The sequence below is a fragment of the Bacillus sp. FSL R9-9530 genome (assembly GCF_038008145.1).
GTDB classification, from domain to species: domain Bacteria; phylum Bacillota; class Bacilli; order Bacillales; family Bacillaceae_G; genus Bacillus_A; species Bacillus_A mycoides.
In genome coordinates this window covers 4446342-4466101 of record NZ_JBBOYO010000001.1, presented here as the reverse complement: position 1 = coordinate 4466101, position 19760 = coordinate 4446342, and the positions used below count along the sequence as shown (strand labels likewise).

The 19760-nt window shown below is 37.0% G+C and carries 21 protein-coding genes; 5 read left to right on the top strand and 16 right to left on the bottom strand.

Features of this window, described 5'->3' with window-relative positions:
- Positions 1 to 11 precede the first annotated feature (11 nt).
- Positions 12 to 743, bottom strand: coding sequence for a MerR family transcriptional regulator (locus MKX66_RS22415; protein ID WP_002143625.1), 732 nt, complete (start codon positions 741 to 743; stop codon positions 12 to 14).
- 99 nt (positions 744 to 842) lie between these two features.
- Between MKX66_RS22415 and MKX66_RS22410 the strand changes: the two genes are divergently transcribed.
- Positions 843 to 1658, top strand: coding sequence for a YhfC family intramembrane metalloprotease (locus tag MKX66_RS22410; RefSeq protein WP_002034584.1), 816 nt, complete (start codon positions 843 to 845; stop codon positions 1656 to 1658).
- A gap of 23 nt (positions 1659 to 1681) precedes the next feature.
- Here MKX66_RS22410 and MKX66_RS22405 read toward each other — a convergent pair whose 3' ends face one another.
- Complete coding sequence (locus tag MKX66_RS22405) at positions 1682 to 2125, bottom strand: hypothetical protein (protein ID WP_215590339.1); 444 nt, start codon at positions 2123 to 2125, stop codon at positions 1682 to 1684.
- Positions 2126 to 2258: 133 nt separating this feature from the next.
- On the opposite strand from MKX66_RS22405, the gene MKX66_RS22400 reads away from it, so the two are divergent.
- Together MKX66_RS22400 and MKX66_RS22395 are read left to right on the top strand one after the other, a co-directional pair.
- Complete coding sequence (locus MKX66_RS22400) at positions 2259 to 2813, top strand: histidine phosphatase family protein (RefSeq protein ID WP_002034582.1); 555 nt, start codon at positions 2259 to 2261, stop codon at positions 2811 to 2813.
- Positions 2814 to 2895: 82 nt separating this feature from the next.
- A complete protein-coding gene (locus MKX66_RS22395; RefSeq protein ID WP_002034581.1) occupies positions 2896 to 3375 on the top strand; it encodes a YbaK/EbsC family protein in 480 nt (159 codons plus the stop codon).
- 20 nt (positions 3376 to 3395) lie between these two features.
- Here MKX66_RS22395 and lipA read toward each other — a convergent pair whose 3' ends face one another.
- A complete protein-coding gene (gene lipA, locus MKX66_RS22390; protein ID WP_002034580.1) occupies positions 3396 to 4292 on the bottom strand; it encodes a lipoyl synthase in 897 nt (298 codons plus the stop codon).
- A 189-nt stretch (positions 4293 to 4481) separates the two neighbouring features.
- On the opposite strand from lipA, the gene MKX66_RS22385 reads away from it, so the two are divergent.
- Positions 4482 to 5465, top strand: coding sequence for a M23 family metallopeptidase (locus MKX66_RS22385; RefSeq protein WP_002184733.1), 984 nt, complete (start codon positions 4482 to 4484; stop codon positions 5463 to 5465).
- A gap of 57 nt (positions 5466 to 5522) precedes the next feature.
- On the opposite strand, the gene yunB is transcribed toward MKX66_RS22385, so the two are convergent.
- From yunB to MKX66_RS22370, 3 genes are all read right to left on the bottom strand, one after another.
- Positions 5523 to 6254 carry a sporulation protein YunB gene (gene yunB / locus MKX66_RS22380; RefSeq protein ID WP_088040371.1) on the bottom strand — a complete coding sequence of 244 codons (732 nt, stop codon included), beginning with the start codon at positions 6252 to 6254 and terminating at the stop codon, positions 5523 to 5525.
- Positions 6255 to 6309: 55 nt separating this feature from the next.
- Positions 6310 to 6612 (bottom strand): YunC family protein, encoded by a 303-nt coding sequence (locus tag MKX66_RS22375; protein ID WP_002015926.1) that lies wholly within the window; start codon positions 6610 to 6612, stop codon positions 6310 to 6312.
- Between the two features lie 65 nt (positions 6613 to 6677).
- A complete protein-coding gene (locus MKX66_RS22370) occupies positions 6678 to 8069 on the bottom strand; it encodes a bifunctional metallophosphatase/5'-nucleotidase (RefSeq protein WP_081085915.1) in 1392 nt (463 codons plus the stop codon).
- 223 nt (positions 8070 to 8292) lie between these two features.
- Between MKX66_RS22370 and MKX66_RS22365 the strand changes: the two genes are divergently transcribed.
- Positions 8293 to 8436, top strand: coding sequence for a hypothetical protein (locus MKX66_RS22365; protein ID WP_341087157.1), 144 nt, complete (start codon positions 8293 to 8295; stop codon positions 8434 to 8436).
- 432 nt (positions 8437 to 8868) lie between these two features.
- Here MKX66_RS22365 and MKX66_RS22360 read toward each other — a convergent pair whose 3' ends face one another.
- From MKX66_RS22360 to MKX66_RS22315, 10 genes are all read right to left on the bottom strand, one after another.
- The gene (locus tag MKX66_RS22360; protein WP_341087155.1) at positions 8869 to 10713 is read right to left on the bottom strand and encodes a DUF4435 domain-containing protein; all 1845 of its coding nucleotides are present in this window, start codon (positions 10711 to 10713) and stop codon (positions 8869 to 8871) included.
- 172 nt (positions 10714 to 10885) lie between these two features.
- Complete coding sequence (gene sufB, locus MKX66_RS22355; protein WP_002015928.1) at positions 10886 to 12283, bottom strand: Fe-S cluster assembly protein SufB; 1398 nt, start codon at positions 12281 to 12283, stop codon at positions 10886 to 10888.
- Between the two features lie 48 nt (positions 12284 to 12331).
- Positions 12332 to 12763: a Fe-S cluster assembly sulfur transfer protein SufU gene (sufU, locus tag MKX66_RS22350; protein ID WP_002089369.1), complete on the bottom strand. Its 432-nt coding sequence runs from the start codon at positions 12761 to 12763 to the stop codon at positions 12332 to 12334.
- Complete coding sequence (gene sufS, locus MKX66_RS22345) at positions 12753 to 13973, bottom strand: cysteine desulfurase SufS (RefSeq protein WP_002015930.1); 1221 nt, start codon at positions 13971 to 13973, stop codon at positions 12753 to 12755. The genes sufU and sufS overlap by 11 nt, the downstream gene beginning before the upstream one ends.
- Positions 13973 to 15265: a Fe-S cluster assembly protein SufD gene (gene sufD / locus MKX66_RS22340; RefSeq protein ID WP_002089372.1), complete on the bottom strand. Its 1293-nt coding sequence runs from the start codon at positions 15263 to 15265 to the stop codon at positions 13973 to 13975. The genes sufS and sufD overlap by 1 nt, the downstream gene beginning before the upstream one ends.
- A gap of 15 nt (positions 15266 to 15280) precedes the next feature.
- A complete protein-coding gene (gene sufC, locus MKX66_RS22335) occupies positions 15281 to 16066 on the bottom strand; it encodes a Fe-S cluster assembly ATPase SufC (RefSeq protein ID WP_002034576.1) in 786 nt (261 codons plus the stop codon).
- 237 nt (positions 16067 to 16303) lie between these two features.
- Positions 16304 to 17110, bottom strand: coding sequence for a methionine ABC transporter substrate-binding lipoprotein MetQ (gene metQ / locus MKX66_RS22330; RefSeq protein ID WP_085312709.1), 807 nt, complete (start codon positions 17108 to 17110; stop codon positions 16304 to 16306).
- Positions 17111 to 17181: 71 nt separating this feature from the next.
- Positions 17182 to 17994 carry a methionine ABC transporter substrate-binding lipoprotein MetQ gene (gene metQ / locus MKX66_RS22325; RefSeq protein WP_002015935.1) on the bottom strand — a complete coding sequence of 271 codons (813 nt, stop codon included), beginning with the start codon at positions 17992 to 17994 and terminating at the stop codon, positions 17182 to 17184.
- 22 nt (positions 17995 to 18016) lie between these two features.
- The gene (locus MKX66_RS22320; protein WP_002129754.1) at positions 18017 to 18682 is read right to left on the bottom strand and encodes a methionine ABC transporter permease; all 666 of its coding nucleotides are present in this window, start codon (positions 18680 to 18682) and stop codon (positions 18017 to 18019) included.
- Positions 18675 to 19700 carry a methionine ABC transporter ATP-binding protein gene (locus MKX66_RS22315; protein WP_002015938.1) on the bottom strand — a complete coding sequence of 342 codons (1026 nt, stop codon included), beginning with the start codon at positions 19698 to 19700 and terminating at the stop codon, positions 18675 to 18677. The genes MKX66_RS22320 and MKX66_RS22315 overlap by 8 nt, the downstream gene beginning before the upstream one ends.
- Between the last annotated feature and the right edge of the window lie 60 nt (positions 19701 to 19760).

Here is a 19760-nt window from a genome sequence, read left to right as displayed (position 1 = left end):
CCACCTTTTTACTATTTCTTACGATCCGCATAAACCTCCATCGCATCACACATAAACTGCGCTAAACCTTCACCAAACTTATCAATATTTTTCGTAAAACGCTCATCAGCAACATACATTTGACCGAGCCCCTTAAAGGCTTCTAATGAATATTCACCAAAGTTTTGCAAGTAATCGTACCATACCCCGATTGCGGATTGCGCCTCTTTAGAATCAGGTGCTCCATTTCGAAGTGTTGCTAGATTTCTGTAAATATTATTAAACTCCTCCTGTTTCTCTTTAGACATCCCCTTCGCTGTTTTATTCGCTTTATCTACAGCCTCATCTCCCCATCGTTCACGTGCTTCTTCTTCGTACGGATTATGACTAAAATCAAATCCTTCAAATTTCTCTTTATTCGTCATATCAATCTCTCCTTTTGTATGCTGAATTGTTTTATTAATCGTCGCTATCACCTTATCTAACCTGGCACGCTTTTCAAGAAGCATTTTCTTATGAAGCTGTAGCGCTTCTTCATGATCAAATGATGGACTCATGATAATTTCTTTAATCTTCTTCAAAGGGAAGCCTAGCTCTTTAAAAAATAAAATTTGCTGCAGTGTCTCTAAATTTTCATTGGAATACAGACGATATCCAGACTCTGTCGTCTCATCTGGGGTTAACAACCCAATTTCATCGTAATGATGCAGTGTGCGCACACTAATCCCAACTAAATTAGCTACTTCTTTTACCCTCATTGTCATGCGTATCTCCCCCTTAATACATACGATAAAGTATGACGCAACGTTAGAGTCAATAAGTAAATTCATTTATCTCTAAAAGTTTCATCTCTCCCATATTTCATGCATAATAGATATGTACATATATTAGAAAGCGGTGAAAGTATGGTTTCAAATACTGTAATTGCCAGCATCATATTTCAACTCGTTGTTTCGGTTCTGGTCCCAATTATTGTACTCGTTTATTTCCGTAAAAAATATAATATTAATTGGAAAGTGGTCGGCGTTGGTGTTCTTATCTTTATTGGATTTACCCAAATTCTCGAAACACCGTTCCACCTATTTATGCGTGGTAATCCAGCAATCGCTCCATTTTTAGAAAATCCGTATGTCTTTGCAATTTATGGCGGACTAACTGCTGGTATTTTTGAAGAACTAGGTCGTTTCGTTGCCTTTTACTACTTACTGAAAAAATATCGAGATTATAAAGACGGTCTTGCGTACGGAATTGGGCACGGCGGTATTGAATCGATTTTAGTCGGCGGATTCGCTGGGCTTCAAACTCTTACCTTTGCAACATCTATTAACAATGGTAGCTTCGCTCAAATGGTTGAACAATACCCACAGTTGAGCCATATCAAGGACTTGTTAATAGAGCAACCTGCCTATTTATACTTACTTGGTAGCCTAGAAAGAATTATGGCATTAGTACTGCAAATTGCCTTCACAATGCTTGTCGTATACGCGGTAAAACAAAAGAAATACATTTTCCTCGCATACGCTATACTATTCCACGCACTTGTAGACTTTTTCGCAGCACTTTACCAAACAAAAATGATTAACATCTTTGTCGCAGAAGGAATTACTCTTCTCTTCGCGATCGGTGGTTTCATTCTTATTCGTAAAATGAAAGAGAAATTAGTAAGTGTGCCAGAGTAAAAAATAACCCACCAATTGGTGGGTTATTTTTTATATGGATTGTCATAATGATGATAGCTTTTTCCCCCTTGTAGTTCCCTCTTTGTTTCCGCATCTATGACGATGTACTTATGAAACTCTTCTACCTCATTTTGAGTAAAAGAAGCAAAAAAGTACACTTGGCGATCAGGGTGAACGAAAGAATCGTCCATCGTCATTTTACTGTGACAGTCGGCATTTGTTTTTTGCCTAAAAATAAATTCCTCATCAGCCACTTCTTTAAATGAAACTTTTTTACGAACGCTATACGCTGCATTTTCATATTCTTTATAAATTTTCTTATCTAACTGTTCATAAAACACATCCTCACTCACAAATGGCTTATTTCGATTGCTTGGATAGTCTAATTTTTGATTTGATTGTGCATATGTTGTGGACAATTGCGCGAGAAAACAAATACTGAATACAATGCATATCATTTTTTTCATAATTGCACCTCAAATTTTCATTATCCACATTACTTTTCCACATACTTAGATCACTATTCCGTTTCCAATAAAAAGGAATTTTTCCCACATTTGTCGAAGTATATATGGTCAACTTGAAAGATGGGGATGAATTATGAAGAAAATTATTGTAATACGACATTGTTCCGCAACTGGACAAGAGCGTAATGCCGAATTAACAAACATGGGAAGAGACCAATCAAACACCGTTGCTACATTCCTCATGGAAAATCATCTACAAATAGATCATATTATTTCAAGCCCATTTGTCCGAGCTATCGATTCTATTCGGCCATATGCCCTCCAAGCTAATTTATCTATTCAAGAAGATGAACGGTTAGCAGAACGCATATTAAGCACTGTTTCAATGGATGATTGGCTTCAAAAACTAGAATACACTTTTACCAATATAGATATTGCCTTTTCGGGCGGAGAGTCAACAAAACAAGCGATGGATCGCGCCATCTCACTTATTCAGGAAGTTTTAAAACTAGAGCATGACACAACATTACTCGTTACACACGGCAACTTACTCACATTAATTTTAAAGCACTTTGATCATACTATTGGCTTTGACACATGGAAAACTTTAACGAATCCTGATATTTATGAAATTACACTTGATGAACAATCTATCATAAAACGATTATGGGAAGCGCCATCCAAGTAATATCCCTTTCCAATACATTCAGTTGACACCGCGAGGAGATATGGTAGAACTGCAGTAAACATAGAGAGGGGTATCATTCAATATGTACGAAGACGTACTTTCTTTACTACATAAAACAAATGCTTCTTATGAAAAATTTGAACACGAACCAGTACTTGACTATGAAACAGATCGTATCGTTCGTGAAAGACTTGGTTTGCAAGGCACTCCAAGTAAAAGCTTATTTTTAAAATCAAAATCCGGGGAGCATTACGTATTCTTTACGTTAGAAGGCACTCGCCTCAACCGAGGAGAGATGAAGGAAATAACAGGAGAGAGCTTATCTCTCTGTTCTCCTAATGAGCTAAGAGAAGAGACTGGTTGCACTCCTGGATGTGTAGCTCCTTTCGGTTATTCACAAGATGTAACGATTATTGTGGACAGTTCAATTTATACTTACGATAAAATTTTAATTACACCTGGTGTACCTGAATTTACAATTGAATTATCCACAGAAGAATTAAAAAAGATTTTATCCACATGTCAAAATAAAGTTTTAGAGTATAAGAAAAAAGAGAGCTAATGATTAGCTCTCTTTTTTCATTATTTCGCTTCTGCTGTTTTTTCTTTTGCAGAACGTACTTGCTCGTCCGCATGATAAGAAGAACGTACAAGTGGACCAGCTTCACAGTGGCTAAATCCTTTGCTAAGTGCAATTTCTTTTAGCTCTGCAAATTCTGCTGGTGGATAATATTTAATAACTGGTAAATGCTTCTTAGATGGTTGTAGGTATTGTCCAAGAGTTAAAATATCCACATTGTTTGCACGTAAGTCATCCATTGCTTCAATTAAATCTTCTCTCGTTTCACCTAAGCCCAGCATAATGCTCGATTTAGTTGGAATATCAGGCTGCATTTCTTTTGCTCGACGTAAAAACTCTAATGAACGGTCATATTTTGCTCTAGCGCGAACTCGGTTAGATAATCGACGTACTGTTTCAATGTTATGGTTCAAAATATCTGGTTTTGCATCCATTAACATTTTTAAGTTTTCTTCTACCCCACCCATATCAGATGGTAATACTTCGATAGACGTGAATGGATTTTCACGACGTACAGCGCGTACTGTTTCAGCAAAAACAGCTGCTCCGCCGTCCTTTAAATCATCACGTGCAACCGCTGTTATAACAACGTGCTTTAAGCCCATTTGTACTACAGAATCTGCTACGCGTTCTGGCTCTTGTAAATCAAGCTCAGTTGGTAAGCCTGTTTTAACCGCACAAAAACGACAAGCACGTGTACAAACCGCACCTAAGATCATAAATGTTGCTGTTTTCCTTACAGCCCAGCATTCATGAATATTCGGACATTTCGCCTCTTCACAAACTGTATGAAGATTCTTAGAACGCATCATTTTCTTTAAGCCTGTATAGTTTTCATTCGTGTTTAACTTAATTTTCAACCATTCGGGCTTGCGCTTATACTCTGTTTGTTTTGTCATGGTTATCAACTCCGCACAATATGAAATAGTTTACCGTGTTCGCTTCTTTCAATGTAACATATCTATTCTAACGTATGAAAGCGATTTGCTCAAATGAAGATTCTAAGATTTTTTCCAATCGTTCCCTATAATGAAATACTCCGTATATCCCACACTAAAAAGAGTGATGTTGTGAAAGGAGTCTATTTCATGCTTCGAAAAATTTCTCTTTTGCTTTCGATTTGCTTTCTTCTCCACCAAAACATCGCTTACGGTGAAGATAATCAGCAAAGCATATATGAAAAGCGCATGGCACTATATAAAGAAACTGAGCAATCTTCCGGTATTCCGTGGTATTACTTAGCCGCAATGGATCAATACGAAAGAAACATACGGAGCGTAAGAAAAAATATTCCGAAAAAACCAGATGCCATCATTTCCCTTTATTTCAAACCTGAAATATGGGCTGGACCTGTTAATAGTAATGATACTCTCCCCCATACAATTTCTCTATTTGGCGGAATGGGTTTAGATGGTGACAAAGATGGATTTGCAAATGCAAATAACGACCGTGATCTTCTGCATACAGCAGCAACCATTTTAAAGAAACAAGGAACGTCGGAAGACCGTATTAACATTATGCTTTGGGAATATTATAGACGTGCAAAAACAGTTGAATTAATTACAGAATACGCCCGAATTTATAAACATTATGGACGCATTAATTTAGAAGGTAATGCTTTCCCTCTCCCGATTCGCAGTGACCATAGCTATCGTAGTACTTTCGGTGCTGGTAGAAGCTTTGGCGGCAGGAGGATTCATGAAGGAACCGATATTTTTGCTGGATATGGCGTACCAGTACGATCAACCTGCTATGGCGTTATTGAAACAAAAGGATGGAATCGTCTTGGTGGATGGCGCATTGGTATTCGTGACCTTCATAATAATTACCACTATTACGCTCATTTAGGCGGGTTCTCTAAAGAAATACAGCTCGGACAAATTGTCGAACCAGGAAAAGTAATCGGATTTGTCGGTAGTACCGGCTACGGTCCTCCTGGTACAGCTGGAAAATTCCCGCCCCACTTACATTTCGGCATGTATAAAGACAATGGCTATACAGAATGGGCTTTCGATCCATACATGCATTTAAGCCTTTGGGAACGAAAAGAACGAGCAAATACAAAACGATAACCGTAGCAAATTGCTACGGTTATTTTTTATAAATATAAATCAATAAAACACTACTGACTAATTATCCGTTTTCTTTTTATCTGGTACAACAACTCCGCCACTTCCGTAATAAGTAGGCACTTCACCTTGAACGATGCGCGTCGCAATCGGAATGTTTTGCTTCACTTTAATTTCTTTCGTGCGTAACGGAATCATAACTTGTAACGTCACTTCCACTTCCATAATAATTTTGATCGCTGTATTATTAATTCCTTGCGGCTCAACTAATTGTTTAATATCCGTATTCACATGACCAATTGGCGTAAAATTAATCGGAATATCCGGTCCTATATTACCAAGAAGCGCATTATCAGTTATACGCCCAAAAGGAACTGACATAGATACCCCATTCTCTTCAAAAATACCAAGTGCTTTCGTATCCCCTTTTTCTACTTGTTGTAAATATTTTTCTATGTATGCAGTAGTCGATGTTAATATTTCATTTACTTGTTTTGTATTTAAATCAATTGTAGATACTTTCCCGTTCCTATCCGTTTGTACTTTCATTAATGAATCTACATCAAACCCTTCATTAATTCGGTCTTTTACCGCTTTCGTCATAACTGCTGTTGCCATTTTATGAGTCTCTGTTTCCCCATATTTAATTAACGTTGGCTGAATACTTTTATTTACAATCCATAAACCTTGAACTACCATTACGATAAAAAGAATAAATGAAATAAGCAGTATATACCGAAAGGAAATCGGTCCCCTTCGAAACCGCGAATTTTTCGAACGAAATATGCCCATAAGAAAACCCTCCTTCTTATATTATTTCTATGCAAGAAAGAGGGACGATATATGCTTATCTCATTTTTAATAGTGCATCTTTTCCGATTGTGCCTACCGGAATACCTAAAGCTTCGGCTCCAGTCGTTACTGATTCCAGCGGTGCTTCAAGAAGTTGTTCAATCGTTCTTACACCAACCGCACGGCCAGCAATAATTCCTCGATCACCTAACTTCTCATTTAGAAGACCTACATCTAAAGCACCGCACATAATATATCCTTTATCGCTCATTACAGCTAGCAAATTTGTCTTTGGAAGTTTTACGCTAACAGCAATGAACGTATAGTTATCAATTATAATTGGCTCTACATTAACCATAGTTCACACTCCTCTCTTTCTTATCTTTATGACAAGAGAAAAATGAGTGTTACAAGTTAACTAGCCTATAGTTTGACTGAAGATGTATAAGTTATCAACATGTCTGTTAGTACATCTCTAAGCAATTCCGGCATATAATATTGTTTGTCAGAAAGTGTGGATAGCTCTGGGTATAAGTATCCGAATGTAAACATATCAATCGTTCCTACCGTATATATCCGGTCTAATTCCAGCGATTCGCCGTTAATCAATACATCTTCTAGTAAAATTTTATTCCCTGGAATCGTATCTGGAATCACTTCCAAACCATCGTAAATCATTTTCCCCATTACTTTTCCACGAAATCCGAATCCTTTCACCTCAAGATTCTCCATATTCGGGCGGCGCGCTTTCAAAATAACTTCTCTTAACGTTTTCCCTGGTACTTTTAACATACATGGATTAATTGGATGTGGACAAATCCGATGAATATCTCCGCGCGTCACAACACCTTCATTTAATCCCTCAAGAAGTACACCAGCATTCACCATCCCAACATCCGCATTACACCACTCTTTAAGTGCACTTGCCAACATATGAGAAAACGTCGTCTCCTTAAACCAATCAACCGGCAATGATTCTTTTAAATGAACGACAGGCTCAGCCATTATCTGTTTACTTTCTTCCTTTAGCATTTCAATTGTGGATAACGGCTCGCTATAAGCACCTAACCGTTCTGTCTTAATCGCTCTACCGTCTTTTTTCAACAGTCTCTTCGTCTCTTTATCCACAGTAAGCTGAACGTGACCAACGTAATGTCCCCACTTTTCACAACAGCAAAGCAAGGTATTATCCACAAGAACGCCACGCTCAAATAAATGATGCGTATGTGCCCCTAAAATAACATCTATATCATAATGCTCCGCCATATACTCATCCATACTTTTTCCAAGATGAGAAAGCACAACAGTAATATGAGCTGTATCCTTAACTTCTTCTAAAATAGACTCTAAATGGATGATTGGATCTTCAATATGCCAATCAAGCATATGATAAAACTCTGGATAAGCTACCGTTAATCCAATAAAGGCAATCGTAATCCCATCTGTCGTTGTATGTAATTTATAAGGCTTCGCCCACGCTGGACGTACACCCTCTTTTTCAAATAAGTTCGCTACAAGCACCTCAAAACCAGCATCATCATATAGACGATTCAAATGCTCTTTCGCCAATGTAATTCCTTCATTATTTCCGATCGTTACATAATCATATAACGCCTCATTTAATAATTTTGTATTCCCAAGTCCATTTGTCGCTTCCGAAATACTATGAAAACGATCCACATGATCGCCGATATCCACAGTTAAAACAGTCTCTCCCGCTTCCTGTCTTCGCCTTTTCTCCCCTTGTACAAACCGAGAAATTTGCGGCCAATTTTCAAAATGACTATGTATATCGTTTGTATGATAAAGGTGGATGATTGTTTCTTTATTTATATTCAGAGAAAAAACCTCCTCTCAGTTCCTTACTGCCATTTACGCTATACGTACGCAATAATCCTGTAAATACTTTTCGTCTTTTCTTGCTATTCTACATTGTACTCGCATTATAAGAAAAAGCCAAAGATTGCCCTTTTCATATGGAAAACTTTATATTACTTTTTCTAGTTTGTTGATTAGTTTGAGGGGGAATTTTTGTGAAATGATTCTAGTTCGAGGAGGATATTTGTCAGAAAGTTTGTCGGACAATTCTTCAAGAAGTTTAGCAGGCAATTCGGCGGATTCTTCAGCGGATTTATCAGTATCTTTGCATCAATTGCTTCTAGTCGTCCACTTTATGTATTAGTGCTCCTCTCCTATTTGAATGTTGAGGGGGATATGAGGGGATTTCCCTTGTCTTATTTTGTCGAACAGTTGATATATTCCGAGTTGTGTTCGATATATTTAACCGAAAATCCATCACCTGTGCTAAGCCGAGACCAACTCACACAACATAAAAAGGCGCCCTGCATAGCAGGACGTTTTTTCCATTTATTATCCAACCACCATTATTAAAACTGTTGATTAGCGTTCTCAGCACTGCTGAATAAATCTTTTCCACTATATTATTTTTTTGCGATTCCAAATACCTGTAATACATTTCATGGGACCATAAAATCAATTGGATAACAAATTACTTGATAATGACCACCTTTTATTCTCTAGATACTCCATTACCACTAATTTATAATAATAGAACAAAAAATTATCCACGCATACTCAAAAGATACTTTAGAAACTAAGACTCTATTTTTCTTTTTAGCTCCTCAGCAATTTTTTTATCAACATTCAAATGTTCCAACGCCTTATTTATATAATCACCATCTAGATTTTTATTAGCAAGCCCTCGGCTAATCTGGCCTTTTAATGAACATATCTTCAATAGATTTTGATAATCTTTGCTTTCCATCACATCATTGTATTTGCATTTCAATATTTCAATATTCTCTTCTAATTTTAATGCCCTCAATTTCTCTTCTAGCTCTACTTGCATTTCTTCAGCTGTATTTGCAATAACTCGATAATTATTTAATTGATCATTTAGTCCCCCTTTAATCTGTTCGATTATCATCTTATCCATATTTTTTTTAACTTCATTGAAGAAAAGTTCCTTGAATGTATCAATTTTAGTTTGATATTGATTTGGATAACTGCTGCTTATAACCTTCTTCATAATATCTTCATCAAGTAATAACATCTCAACTTCATTATACGGTAAGACATAAATTCCATCTTTTCGATACTCACTAATACGCTCTGCAATTAAATAATCATGATCAATGATACCAATTGCCCCATTCCCCATAATTATGGGACTCTCATTGTATTGTCGAGTATAGGAGATTACCTCTCGATGTCCCCCAACTGGCTGGATTAAATATTCTTCCCCAAATATACTGGTATACACTTGATAATCTAGACTTGTTTTCTTATCACCTTCACAAAATAAAACTTTCTTTTTTGATCCTAATAGCTCAGTTAACATTGCTCGTGGAAAACTATCTGTTGTTATCAACTCAAAATTCCATACATCAGGATAGATAAAATTTTTACACCACATCATTTGTGCCTGTTTACGAGACTGAACAAAGTCAACATCATGAGATACATACATAAATGTGCAATCTTGTCGTTCGGATTCTAAAATATTCCATAAAGTATTCGCAACAGCGGGATTTAGATACGTTTCTGGTTCATCAATCACAATAAAACTCTTATCACTTGCCAACAACACATGACAAATATAATATAAAATGGCCTTCTCTCCATCACTCATAGCATTGATAGAATATTTATTTCCATTTTTAAACGGTTCAATAACTCTTCTGGTTGTATCAACATCTAGGCTAATATTGTCTATCACTTTTCCCCATATATTATTTAAACGGCTTAATAAGTTTACACTCATTCCTTCAGATAGAGTGCTTTTATCTTGCTTAGTAACAGAATGTAACTCCTCAATATATTTATTGATAAAAGCACTAACAACTATTGTAAATGAGTTTATAAGTTCTCCAAATCTATAACTATCTACATCTTCTTGGTAAAATCTAGTCCAATTTGTTTGTTGAAAGTCCCGCACTTCTGTAATAGTTTTCAAATGGATGTTAGGAGTATCTCGATTAAAAAACAAATGCTTTTGAGCCGGAACAACTGTCAATCCATTCATTTTACTTTCCCTTAAAAAACTAACAAATGTTGACTTTCCTGCACCATTACCACCTACAATTATGAAATTCTTTCTATTTATCCCTTTGAATTCAGATAAATATTTAACCCGTAAAAATTCTTGTAAAATATTACTCAGATCACCTGATTTTCGGCGTAAAAATTCCTCATCATTAATTTCAGCATCAAAAAAGTAACTTGTCTTTTTCAATGCATTGTCCAGCAGGTTTCGTACTATCTCTTGGAAAGGCCCTTCTTGAGAATAAATTGTAGATATATTTAAATCTGCTAGTAGATCAGATATCTTAGTAATCAAAGAAATTACGTTATCCTTTTTATATTCTGTCGTCAAACCTTTAACATACTGTTCAAGTCTGTTTAACTCTTTTAAGAAAGCCTCTTTTTGTCGTTCCATTACTAAATCACCATTTTCTCCAAAGTAATTTAATTAACAATAAAAACATCATAAAATCCTATCAAAATCAGGTAAATATAACCTTCATAGTAAAAAGAAACAACGCTTCCACTTAATTTTCGCATAAAAAAACCCCGCCACAAACATTTATATGACGGGGTTTTTACTAGAATTAACCGATAGAACCTTCCATCTCAAACTTGATTAGGCGGTTCATTTCAACTGCGTATTCCATTGGAAGTTCGCGAGTGAATGGCTCGATGAAGCCCATTACGATCATTTCTGTAGCTTCTTGCTCAGAAATACCGCGGCTCATTAGGTAGAATAATTGTTCTTCTGATACTTTAGATACTTTCGCTTCGTGCTCAAGTGAAACGTAATCGTTTTTGATTTCGTTGTAAGGAATTGTATCAGATGTAGATTGGTTATCCATGATTAACGTGTCACACTCGATGTTAGAGCGAGAGTTTTTCGCTTTTGGTCCGAATTGTACGATACCACGGTAAGTTACTTTACCACCATGCTTCGCAATCGATTTAGAAACGATTGTTGAAGACGTGTTTGGTGCTAAGTGAATCATTTTCGCACCAGCATCTTGGTGTTGGCCTTTACCAGCAATCGCGATAGATAATGTTAAACCACGAGCGCCTTCGCCTTTTAAGATAACTGCTGGGTATTTCATCGTTAATTTAGATCCGATGTTACCGTCAATCCATTCCATCGTTGCGTTTTCTTCACAAACCGCACGTTTTGTAACTAGGTTGTATACGTTGTTCGCCCAGTTTTGGATTGTTGTATAACGGCAATATGCATCTTTTTTAATGATGATTTCTACTACCGCACTATGAAGTGAGTTAGTCGTGTAAACAGGTGCTGTACAACCTTCTACGTAGTGTACGTGTGCGCCTTCGTCTACGATGATAAGCGTACGCTCGAATTGTCCCATATTTTCAGAGTTAATACGGAAATACGCTTGAAGTGGTGTATCAACTTTAATACCTTTTGGAACGTAGATGAATGATCCACCAGACCAAACTGCAGAGTTTAATGCAGAGAATTTGTTGTCTGTTGGTGGGATTACTTTTCCGAAATGCTCACGGAAAATATCTTCGTTCTCTTTTAATGCGCTATCTGTATCTTTGAATACGACTCCTAGATCTTCTAGGTCTTCTTTCATGTTGTGGTATACAACTTCAGATTCGTACTGTGCAGATACACCAGCTAAATATTTTTGCTCAGCTTCAGGAATACCTAATTTATCAAATGTCGCTTTAATTTCCTCAGGTACTTCATCCCAAGACTTCTCAGATTTCTCAGATGGTTTTACGTAGTACGTAATTTCATCGAAATCTAAGTCGTTTAAGTCGCCGCCCCATTGTGGCATTGGCATTTCATAGAACTTATCCAGTGATTTTAAACGGAAGTCTAACATCCACTGTGGTTCTTCTTTCATACGTGAAATCTCTTCAACGATTTCTTTTGTTAAACCGCGTCCAGCACGGAAAATCGAAACGTCTTTATCCTTGAAACCATATTTATAATCGCCGATATCTGGCAGTTGCTTCGCCATGTTGGTGTGTCCCTCCTTATATAACCTCGTTTTTAGGAACCTTTAACATTACTTATCTTCGTTTAAGCCCTTTTCTAACGCTTTCCACGCTAATGTTGCACATTTAATACGTGCCGGGAACTTGCATACGCCTTGTAATGCTTCAATATCTCCTAAATCAATGCTGTCATCATACTCTTTTCCTAGCATCATGTCAGAGAAAATTTTAGAAAGCTTAAGGGCCTCTTCAATTTTCTTTCCTTTTACTGCTTGTGTCATCATTGAAGCTGAAGACATTGAAATTGAACATCCTTCGCCTTCAAACTTCGCTTCTTGTACAATACCCTCTTCTACTTTCATCGTAAGTTGAATACGATCGCCGCAAGTTGGATTGTTCAAGTTAACGGTAACACTATCTTCTAACACGCCATGGTTACGAGGATTTTTATAATGATCCATAATAACTTGACGATATAACGTATCTAAATTATTAAATGACATTTGTGAAATACTCCTTTGTCTTGATTAGTGATTCAACAAATGTATCAATTTCTTCTTTTGTATTATATAAATAGAAGCTCGCACGTGCTGTAGAAGAAGCTTTTAGCCACTTCATAAGCGGTTGTGCACAGTGATGTCCTGCGCGAACCGCAATGCCTTCTACATCTAATACAGTTGCTACATCGTGAGGATGTACGTCTTCAATATTAAATGTAACTAGACCAGCGCGATGCTTTGGACCATAAATTGTAACGCCATCTACTTCTGATAGTCTCTCTAAAGCGTATTGCGCTAATTCATGTTCATGCTTTTCAATATTATGAAGACCGATTTCTTCTAGGAAATCAATTGCCGCACCAAGTCCGATTGCATTACCGATAATCGGTGTACCTGCTTCGAACTTCCACGGAAGCTCTTTCCAAGTAGACTCTTGTAAGTCTACGAAATCAATCATTTCACCACCAAATTCAATTGGTTCCATATTGTTTAGCAATTCTTTCTTACCATATAATACGCCGACACCTGTTGGTCCGCACATCTTATGAGCAGATAATGCGTAGAAATCACAGTTTAAATCTTGTACATCCACTTTCATATGAGGTGCACTTTGTGCTCCATCAACGATCATGATTGCACCGTTTTCATGTGCGATTGCTCCGATTTCTTTTACAGGGTTAATCGTTCCAAGTACGTTAGAAACGTGCATGATAGAAACGATTTTTGTATTCGGTGTAACTGTTTGACGAACATCTTCTAAAGAAATTGTACCGTCTAGTTGAAGCGGAAGGTATTTTAAAGTTGCACCAGTTTTCTTCGCAACTTGTTGCCACGGAATGATGTTACTATGGTGCTCCATGTAAGAGATGACGATTTCATCGCCTTCTTTTACATTATCAAGGCCATAGCTAGCTGCTACTGTATTTAATGCAGTTGTCGTTCCGCGCGTGAAAATAATCTCTTCCATTGATTTCGCATTAATAAACTTGCGAACTTTCTCACGTGCACCTTCATACGCGTCGGTAGCTTTCGTACCGAGCGTATGAACACCGCGATGCACGTTAGAATTATATTCTTTATAATAACGTTCTAACGTTTCAATGACTTGAATTGGTTTTTGAGAAGTTGCTGCACTATCGAAATATACAAGTTGTTTGCCGTTCACTTTTTGATCAAGAATTGGAAACTGTTTGCGTATTTCATGAATATTCATTAGCGAACTTTCCTTTCAATTACCTCAACAAGCTGTGCCTTTACTCCTTCAATTGGAAGCTCATTTACTACAGGTGCTAAGAATCCATGGATGACTAAACGTTCTGCTTCGCGTTTTGGAATACCACGGCTCATCAAGTAGTATAATTGGTATGGATCTACGCGGCCTACTGAAGCTGCGTGACCTGCCATTACATCATCTTCATCGATTAAAAGAATTGGATTTGCATCACCGCGAGCTTTCTCATCTAACATAAGAACGCGAGAAGATTGTTGTGCATTTGATTTAGATGCACCGTGTTCAATCTTACCAATTCCGTTAAAGATAGATGTTGCACTATCTTTTTGTACACCGTGTTTTAAAATCCAACCTTCAGAGTGTTTACCGAAGTGAACAACTTTAGTTGTAAAGTTTTGTGTTTGGTTACCACGACCAATTGTTACTGTTTTTGTATCAGCATATGATCCGTCGCCCATTAAGTTCGTAACGTTCTCTGAAATTGTGTTTCCGTCATTCATAAGGCCTAGAGCCCAATCAATGCGGCCGTCGCGTCCAACAATTCCGCGGCGGTTAACGTAAGTTGTTACGTCTTTTGCTAATAGATCAACCGCACCGAATTTCACTTGTGCGCCTTGTTCCACGATTACTTCTGCTACGATATTTGCAATACCTTTAGCATTTTCATTTGCAACATAGTTTTCTACATATGTTGCAGTACTGTTCGCATCAGCTACGAATAATACGTGGTTATATACGTTAGCTTCTTCGCCGTCTACTAAGAATACAGCTTGAAGTGGAGTTTCAAGAACAACGTTTTTCGGAACATATACGAATGCACCGCCGTTGATTAATGCAGCATGAAGTGCAGTTAGACGATGTTCGTCTACTTTCACGCCGTCTTTCATTAAGTACTTTTGTACTAATTCAGCATGCTCTGTTGCAGCTGTTACGATGTCTGTAAAAATAACACCTTTTTCTTTTGCTTCGTCTGCTAAAGAAACGAAAGCAGTTGTACCAGTACGTTGTACTAATACGCTGTTATTTTCATCGATTAAGTTTTTCACTGCTTCTGGAAGCTCTGTTAAAGAACTTACAGGCTCTTGCTTAGCAGCGTCGCCTTTTCCGATAAAGTCCCATTTTTCAATTTTCGTTTTATCAGGCGTTGGCATTGGAAGTTCAGTTGCTTGTGCAAGAGCTTGTAAGCGGAACTCAGTCAACCAAGCAGCTTCGTTTACTTCGCTTGCGCGCTGACGGATTGTTTCTTGATCGAAAGGTAATGTACCGATTGTCATGTTTATGCTCCTCTCTTACGCTTCTTGCTCTGCTGTTTCGTCTTCAATACCTAATTCTTTTTTAATCCAGTCGTAACCTTCAGCTTCTAGACGTTGTGCAAGCTCAGGGCCACCAGATTTAACGATACGACCGTTCATCATAACGTGAACGAAGTCTGGAGTGATGTAGTTTAATAAACGTTGGTAATGCGTAATCATTAGGCAACCGAACTCTTCGCCGCGCATTTGGTTAATACCTTTAGATACAACTTTTAATGCATCGATATCAAGACCTGAGTCGATTTCATCTAAGATTGCGATTTTTGGCTCAATCATCATTAATTGAAGAATTTCGTTACGTTTTTTCTCTCCACCAGAGAAACCTTCGTTTAAGTAACGTTGTGCCATTTCTGGATCCATTTCTAGGAATTCCATGTTTTTATCTAAAGTACGGATAAATTTCATAAGAGAAATTTCATCGCCTTCTTCACGACGTGCATTAATTGCAGAACGTAAGAAGTCCGCGTTTGTTACTCCGCTAATTTCACTTGGATATTGCATTGCTAAGAATAGACCTGCTAGCGCACGCTCATCTACTTCCATTTCTAATACATCTTCACCGTCGATGATTATGCTACCTTCTGTTACTTCATACTTTGGGTGACCCATAATCGCAGAAGATAAAGTTGATTTACCTGTTCCGTTAGGTCCCATAATTGCGTGGATTTCTCCACCTTTTACTTCAAGGTTTACACCTTTTAAAATTTCTTTGCCATCGATTGATACGTGTAAGTCTTTAACCGTTAATGTAGAACCAGCCATCTCAATACCTCCATTAATCCTCTATATACATTTTAAAAATTACTAAAACGTTCATATTCTCATTTTATTCTCATTCTAATCTTATAGCAAATAAAATGATATCGCAAACACTAAAAAAATGTAACAATTTTTTCACAAATGTATATAAGTATTTCCTTTACATCCTCTTATGATACACCTTTCTTCTTATATATATAAAGAAAAAAGGACTGGGTTATTCCCAGCCCTTTCCAGCACCTATTCGTTCACAGGAAGTACAGCACCTTTATATTCTTTGTTAATAAAATCTTGAATTTCTTTTGAATGTAGCACTTCTACTAGCTCTTTAATTTCTTTTTTCTTCTCGTCACCTTTACGAACTGCGATAATATTTGCGTAAGGAGAGTCTGATCCTTCAATTGCAATTGCATCCTTTGTTGGATTTAATTTCGCATCAATTGCGTAATTTGAATTAATAAATAAAGCATCACCTTCATTGTTTTCGTACAGCTTCGGTGAAAGTCCAGGTTCTACATCTGTTTTAAACTTTAAATTTTTCGGATTTTCTACAACATCTTTTACTGTTGCTTTAACAACATCTACACCGTCTTTTAATTTAATAACGCCGCCTTTTTGTAACAATGCGAGCATACGGCCACGCTCCGCTACGTTATTACTCATAATAACTGTTCCGCCATCTGGAAGTTCTTTTAAGCTTTTATATTTCTTAGAATAAATGCCCATTGGCTCTAAATGAATTTTTCCTGCATTTACAATTTTGTATCCTTTTTCTTGAATCTCTTTATCTAAATAAGGGATATGTTGAAAATAATTTGCATCGATTTCTTTATCAGCTAATGCCTTATTTGGTAAAACATAATCCTGGAATTTTTTTATCTCTAACTTAATGCCCTTTTTCTCTAATATTGGCTGTGCCTTTTCTAAAATAACAGCGTGCGGTATATTAGAAGCGCCAACGACAAGCTTATTCTCATCTTTCCCCCCGCAAGCAGCTAATGTAAATACAGACAGTGCTGTAACAACTGACAATATAATCTTTTTCATATGATGTCCCCTTCTCCCCTATATTTATGTAGTAAAAAAAGGACCGGCATACACCAGCCCTTTTTCCGCAATTATTCTTTTACAGGAACAACTGCCCCTTTATATTCTTTAGTAATAAAGTCTTCAATTTCTTTAGAATGCAGTACTTCTATAAGAGCTTTAATCTCTTTTTTATCTTTATCGCCTTTACGAACAGCTACTACGTTTGCGTATGGAGAATCATTTCCTTCAATTGCAATCGCGTCTTTTTCTGGGTTTAATTTCGCATCAATTGCATAGTTAGAATTAATTAGAACCGCATCGCCTTCTTTATTGTTATACACTTGTGGCAATAAACCAGGCTCGATATCTGTTTTGAACTTTAAGTTTTTCGGATTATCCGCAATATCTTTTGGAGTTGCTTTAACTGGCTCTACTCCGTCTTTAATTTTTAAAATGCCTTCTTTTTGTAAAATTGCTAAACCACGACCATGATCAGTAACAGAATTACTCATAATAATTGTCGCCCCGTTTGGAAGTTCTTTTAAGCTCTTATATTTTTGAGAATACACACCAATCGGTTCTAAATGGATTTTTCCTGCTATTTCAAAATCATATTTTTTATCTTTAATTTCCTTTTCTAAATACGGAATGTGCTGGAAGTAGTTCGCATCTAATTCTTTATCTGCTAACGATTTATTCGGTAACACGTAGTCTTGGAATTTTTTAATTTCTAACTCAATTCCTTTTTTCTCAAGTAATGGCTTTGCCTTTTCTAAAATTTCAGCGTGCGGTACGTTAGAAGCACCAACAACAAGTTTCTTTTCATCTTTATCTTTCCCGCCACAAGCAGCTAACCCAAAAATTGAAGTTGAAATAAGTGCTGTAAGTAATAATTTTTTCATTTGAAATATCCCCCTGTTTTCATTATCTTTTATCTATTCGAGTCGTTAAACTATCACCAATCCACTGAATTAAAAATACAACGAGTAATACACAAATTGTCGCAACGATTGTTACATCGTTATTTCCACGCTGGAATCCCTCTAAGTAAGCAAGTGTTCCAAGACCACCAGCACCAACAACACCTGCCATTGCTGTATAGCCTACTAAAGCAATAGTCGTAACCGTAATACCAGATACTAACGCTGGTAACGATTCTGGAATTAACACCTTCAAAATAATTGTGCTTGTTTTTGCTCCCATTGCTTTTGAAGCTTCAATTACACCTTTATCAATCTCGCGAAGCGCGATTTCAACCATTCTCGCATAAAACGGTGCTGCACCAATAATTAAAGCTGGCAGCGCTGCACTCGCTCCGAGTATTGTTCCAAGAAGAATCTTTGTGAACGGGATTAATAAAATAATTAAAATGATGAACGGTATAGAACGGAAAATGTTTACGAACGCTCCAATCACCGTATTAATCGCTTTATTTTCCCATAAATTATCTTTCGCTGTCATAAAGAGTAATAATCCTAAAATAAGTCCTAAAACAAATGTGGCAAGCGCTGCGATTGCCGTCATATATAACGTTTCACCAGTTGCTTCTAACATTTGATTCCAATCAATATTTGCGATTAACTTATCCATGTGCAATCACCTCCAGCTCTACTTGATCTTGATGAATCCCTTCTATTGCTTGCTGGATCGCTGTTTCTTCACCATTTAAATGAACGACTAAACTTCCGTAAGAGCCGTTATTCGTTTGCGCGATATTTCCTTGCAAAATGCTAACTTCTATATCACCGCGCTGCATTAACCTTTGAAGTACCGGTCTTTCTACCGCTTCACCGACAAACTGCAAACGAATTACTTTTCCATCTGGATACTTTTCTATTAAACTTTCAATCGTTTCATTCGTATCTTCAGAATCAGTTAACTGCTGTACAAATCGTTTTGTAATGTCTTGCTGTGGATTACGGAATACGTCAAGTACTGGACCCGTTTCTACGATTTTCCCTTTCTCCATTACAGCAACTCGATTACAAATTTTGCGAATAACGTGCATCTCATGCGTAATCAATACAATTGTTAAGCCGAGACGCTTATTAATATCTAACAATAAATCTAAAATTTGATCTGTCGTTTCCGGATCAAGAGCTGACGTTGCTTCATCACATAAAAGTACTTGTGGATTATTTGCTAACGCTCTTGCAATCCCGACGCGCTGCTTTTGTCCACCACTTAGCTGAGATGGGTACGCGTCTCCTCTTCCTTCTAATCCAACAAGATGAATTAACTCATCGACACGTTTTCTTCTCTCCGCCTTATCGACACCTGCAATTTCAAGTGGGAATGCGATATTTTCACGCACAGTTCGTGACCAAAGTAAGTTGAAATGCTGAAAAATCATTCCGATTTCTTGTCTTGCCTTACGAAGTTCATTTCCAGTAATCGCTGAAATCACACGATTCGCAATTGTAATTTGGCCAGAAGTTGGTTTCTCTAACTGATTAAACAATCTAATTAACGAACTTTTCCCAGCGCCACTATATCCAATAACACCAAATATTTCACCCTTATCTACTTTTAAGTTGGCGTTATCTACAGCAGTGACATCACCGCTTTTTGCCTTATATATTTTCTTTACATTTTCTAATAAAATCATGATGTTCACCCCTTTTTTGTTTAAAAAGCGTAAGCGGCTCGTTTAGAACAAGAGGGCGTT

Excerpts from the sequence above, each read along its gene's own strand:
- MKX66_RS22375 (WP_002015926.1), bottom strand. The coding sequence starts at position 6,612 with ATGGTTAATGTAGAGCCAATTATAATTGATAACTATACGTTCATTGCT.
- sufU (WP_002089369.1), bottom strand. The coding sequence starts at position 12,763 with ATGTCATTTAATAATTTAGATACGTTATATCGTCAAGTTATTATGGAT.
- sufC (WP_002034576.1), bottom strand. The coding sequence starts at position 16,066 with ATGGCTGGTTCTACATTAACGGTTAAAGACTTACACGTATCAATCGAT.
- MKX66_RS22315 (WP_002015938.1), bottom strand. The coding sequence starts at position 19,700 with ATGATTTTATTAGAAAATGTAAAGAAAATATATAAGGCAAAAAGCGGT.
- MKX66_RS22360 (WP_341087155.1), bottom strand. The coding sequence starts at position 10,713 with ATGGAACGACAAAAAGAGGCTTTCTTAAAAGAGTTAAACAGACTTGAA.
- MKX66_RS22385 (WP_002184733.1), top strand. The coding sequence starts at position 4,482 with ATGCTTCGAAAAATTTCTCTTTTGCTTTCGATTTGCTTTCTTCTCCAC.
- MKX66_RS22395 (WP_002034581.1), top strand. The coding sequence starts at position 2,896 with ATGTACGAAGACGTACTTTCTTTACTACATAAAACAAATGCTTCTTAT.
- MKX66_RS22320 (WP_002129754.1), bottom strand. The coding sequence starts at position 18,682 with ATGGATAAGTTAATCGCAAATATTGATTGGAATCAAATGTTAGAAGCA.
- metQ (WP_085312709.1), bottom strand. The coding sequence starts at position 17,110 with ATGAAAAAGATTATATTGTCAGTTGTTACAGCACTGTCTGTATTTACA.
- MKX66_RS22410 (WP_002034584.1), top strand. The coding sequence starts at position 843 with ATGCATAATAGATATGTACATATATTAGAAAGCGGTGAAAGTATGGTT.
- sufS (WP_002015930.1), bottom strand. The coding sequence starts at position 13,973 with ATGAATATTCATGAAATACGCAAACAGTTTCCAATTCTTGATCAAAAA.
- metQ (WP_002015935.1), bottom strand. The coding sequence starts at position 17,994 with ATGAAAAAATTATTACTTACAGCACTTATTTCAACTTCAATTTTTGGG.
- sufD (WP_002089372.1), bottom strand. The coding sequence starts at position 15,265 with ATGACAATCGGTACATTACCTTTCGATCAAGAAACAATCCGTCAGCGC.
- MKX66_RS22415 (WP_002143625.1), bottom strand. The coding sequence starts at position 743 with ATGACAATGAGGGTAAAAGAAGTAGCTAATTTAGTTGGGATTAGTGTG.
- lipA (WP_002034580.1), bottom strand. The coding sequence starts at position 4,292 with ATGACAAAACAAACAGAGTATAAGCGCAAGCCCGAATGGTTGAAAATT.
- MKX66_RS22365 (WP_341087157.1), top strand. The coding sequence starts at position 8,293 with ATGATTCTAGTTCGAGGAGGATATTTGTCAGAAAGTTTGTCGGACAAT.
- MKX66_RS22405 (WP_215590339.1), bottom strand. The coding sequence starts at position 2,125 with ATGAAAAAAATGATATGCATTGTATTCAGTATTTGTTTTCTCGCGCAA.
- sufB (WP_002015928.1), bottom strand. The coding sequence starts at position 12,283 with ATGGCGAAGCAACTGCCAGATATCGGCGATTATAAATATGGTTTCAAG.
- yunB (WP_088040371.1), bottom strand. The coding sequence starts at position 6,254 with ATGGGCATATTTCGTTCGAAAAATTCGCGGTTTCGAAGGGGACCGATT.
- MKX66_RS22400 (WP_002034582.1), top strand. The coding sequence starts at position 2,259 with ATGAAGAAAATTATTGTAATACGACATTGTTCCGCAACTGGACAAGAG.